This window comes from Xanthomonas sp. SHU 199 (genome assembly GCF_000364665.1).
Classification (GTDB): domain Bacteria; phylum Pseudomonadota; class Gammaproteobacteria; order Xanthomonadales; family Xanthomonadaceae; genus Xanthomonas_A; species Xanthomonas_A sontii.
On record NZ_AQOI01000491.1, the window covers coordinates 1 to 3,011 of the forward strand.

General features: G+C 70.9%; 3 protein-coding genes. All 3 read right to left on the bottom strand.

Annotated elements, in window-relative coordinates:
* A partial coding sequence (locus D183_RS0115265) for a S49 family peptidase (protein ID WP_017909768.1) occupies window positions 1-1,038 on the bottom strand: 1,038 nt, incomplete at its 3' end.
* 76 nt (window positions 1,039-1,114) lie between these two features.
* Window positions 1,115-2,485, bottom strand: a complete 1,371-nt coding sequence (locus D183_RS0115270) for an MATE family efflux transporter (protein ID WP_017909769.1) — start codon at window positions 2,483-2,485, stop codon at window positions 1,115-1,117.
* Window positions 2,486-2,645: 160 nt separating this feature from the next.
* A partial coding sequence (locus tag D183_RS24915; protein ID WP_017909770.1) for a hypothetical protein occupies window positions 2,646-3,011 on the bottom strand: 366 nt, incomplete at its 5' end.

The following is a 3,011-nucleotide window of genomic DNA, read 5'->3' on the forward strand; positions in this document are numbered from 1 at the left end:
GCTGATCTCGCCCGCGGCGACCACCACCGCCACCTGCGGACGCGAGTCCACCGGCGAACGACGCAGGTCCAGCTGCTGCAGGTAGCCGTCCAGGTCGACGTTGCGGTAGCCGGTGTCGGCATCGTCGTCGGCGACGCCACGCTTGGCCAGCAGCTGCTCGACGTCCTCGCGGGTCTTCAGGCCGTCCACCAGCTTCTGCTGCAGGGCGAACTTGGCCAGGTCGCCACCGGCGGCGGCCACGCCCTCGGGCATGGTGTCGATGCCGGCATTGATCTGCTCAGGTGCCAGCTTGCGCGCCTTGGCGATGTCGGCCACGTAGCGCTGCCACACATCGTTCATCCAGAACAGGTCGGCTTCCTTGGACGCCGCCGAGGCCGCGTCGAGCACGTACGGCTCGGCGGCGGACTTGTATTCGCCGACCTTGAACAGGTGCACGTCCACGCCGAGCTTGTCCTGCAGCCCCTCGCGGAAGTACTGGCGGTAGCGGCCCAGGCCTTCCAGGGTCATCGAGCCCATCGGGTCCAGGTAGACCTCGTTGGCCTGCGCGGCCAGCAGGTACTGCCACTGATTCAGATTGTCGCTGTAGGCGACGATCTGCTTGCCGGAGCTGCGCAGGTCCTGCAGCGCCTTCTCCACCTCGCGCATCGAGGCGAAGCCGCTGGGCTGCAGCTTGTCCAGGCGCAGCGCCACGCGCTCGATCTTCGGGTCGGTCTTGGCCGCCTCGATGGCGCGCACCAGGTCGCGCAACTGGATCTCCTGCGCGCCCTTGTCGTTCATCGCCTTGGCCAGCGCGCGGCTGACCGGGTCGGCGCTGAACTGCTCGACCAGCTTGCCTTCCGGCGCGATCAGCAGCGTGGTGCGGTCGCGCAGCGCCTTGCCGCCGTCGCCGCGCGCCATGGCGAACACCATCGCCAGCAGGATCAGCAACAGGAAACCGAAGAACACCAGGTTGAAGATCAACCGGCGAGTGAAGTTCATCACATCCCACAGGCCGACGAAGAAGTTGGCGACGGGGCTGCGACGCACGGGTTGGTTCATGGAAAGCTCCGAAAGGAAGGCGTCTTGCGCCTGCGCAGCATACCGGCTGCGTCAGGCGCCGCACATGCGTCTGAAGTCAGGGGGCCGCCGGCGCGGCCAGCAGCCGCGCGCTGCTCCAGCGGAAGCGCGCGCCCATCATCACCGCCGCCGCGGTCAGCCCCAGGATCAGGCCGATCCACATGCCCTGCGGTCCCCAGCCCAGCCACAGGCCGAGGCCGGCGCCCAGCGGCATGCCCAGCCCCCAGTAGGAACACAGGGCCAGCAGCATCGGCACCCGGGTGTCCTTGAGGCCGCGCAGCGCGCCGGCCGACAGCACCTGCACGCCGTCGGGGAACTGGAAAGTGGCCGCGTACAGCAGCAGCGTGGAGGCCAGCGCCGCCACCGCCAGGTCGCTGGTGTAGACGCCGACGATGGCGTCGTGGCCGACCAGCAGCACCAGCGCCGACAGCGCCTGGGTGCCGAGCACGATCGCATAGCCGGCCCAGGCCGCGCCGCGCACGCCTACCGCGTCGCCGGCACCGGCGGCGCGGCCGACCCGCACCGTGGTCGCCTCGGCCACGCCCATCGGCACCATGAAGCACAGCTGCGCCACGTTGATCGCGATCTGGTGCGCCGCCGCCGGCACCTCGCCGAGCCGCGCGATCAGCAGCGCGGTGACGATGAACAGGCCGCCTTCCATCAGGATGGTCACGCCGATCGGCAACCCGGTCTTGAGCAGCCCGACGATCGCGCGCAGGTCCGGCGCCTCGAACCGCGCGAACAGGCGCAACGGCGCAAAGCGCCTGGACCGCGCCAGGTAGATGGCGAAGCACAGCGCCTGCGCCCACATCATGATCGCCGAGGCCATGCCCAGGCCGCCGGCGCCGTGCTCGCGCAGACCCCACAGGCCGAAGGTCAGCGCATAGCCGAGCGGCGCCAGCAGCAGCAGGCCGCCGAAGCCGAGCAGCATGGTCGGCAGGGTCCAGTGCATGCCTTCGCTGAGGTAGCGCATGCAGAAGTACAGCACCAGCGCCGGCACGCCCCAACGGATCGCAAGCAGGAAGTCGCGCGCGCCGGGCACGATCTCCGGGGCGATGCCCAGTTGCGGCAGCGCCATCGGCATCACGCTCAGGAACGCGAACATCAGCAGGCCCAGGCCCAGCGACAGCCACAGCGCCTGGCGGAACAGCGGCCCGATCTGCGCCTGGCGCTTGGCGCCGTCGAGCTGCGACACCGAGGCGGTCAGGGCGATCAGGGTGCCGATCGGGATCATCATCGGCAGCCACAGCAGCGCGGTGCCGACCGTCACCGAGGCCAGCGTGCGGGTGCCGTGGTGGCCGGCGATCACGTTGTCGACGAAGCTGATCAGGCCGGTGGAGACGTGCCCCAGGACCAGCGGCAGGGCGAGCTGCGCGGTGGTGCGCAGTTCGCGGCCCCGGACCGAGGCCGGGGTGGAAGACGAAAACATTGCAAGACTCTGGCGATCCCGCCGACTGCGGCCGCGCAGACAGCGCCGGCACCGGGTGGCGGAGGCCGGGCATTCTACCCGCTGCGACGGATCACTGCAGGAGAAGCCGGGACCCGGGGCCCGGGACCAGGTGCACGCAACGCCAGGCGCCGCGCGCAGTTCAGCGCGCGGCGCGCTGCTTCAGCCAGGCACCACGGCTGTCGGCGCCCTGCGCCAGCAGGTCGCGGCGCAAGGCGGCACGGTCCTGCGGCGGGGTGCGTTGCGACAACAGCGCCAGATGCTCGCGCTGGTCCGCCGGCAGGCCGCGCAACAGGCCCAGCAGTGCCTGCCGCTGCGCCTCCGGCACGTAGCCCAGCAGCGGCTGCAGCGCCCAGAACTCGGCGCCCAGTTCCGGGCCGAGCAACCAGCCGTGGCGCTCCAGGGCGTCCATCTCGGCGAACTGCGCATGCAGGCTGTGCTGCTGCTCGATCGGCAGGCCGGCGAAGGCCGTGGCGACCTGACGCAGCCGCGCCTGCGCCGCCGCCGG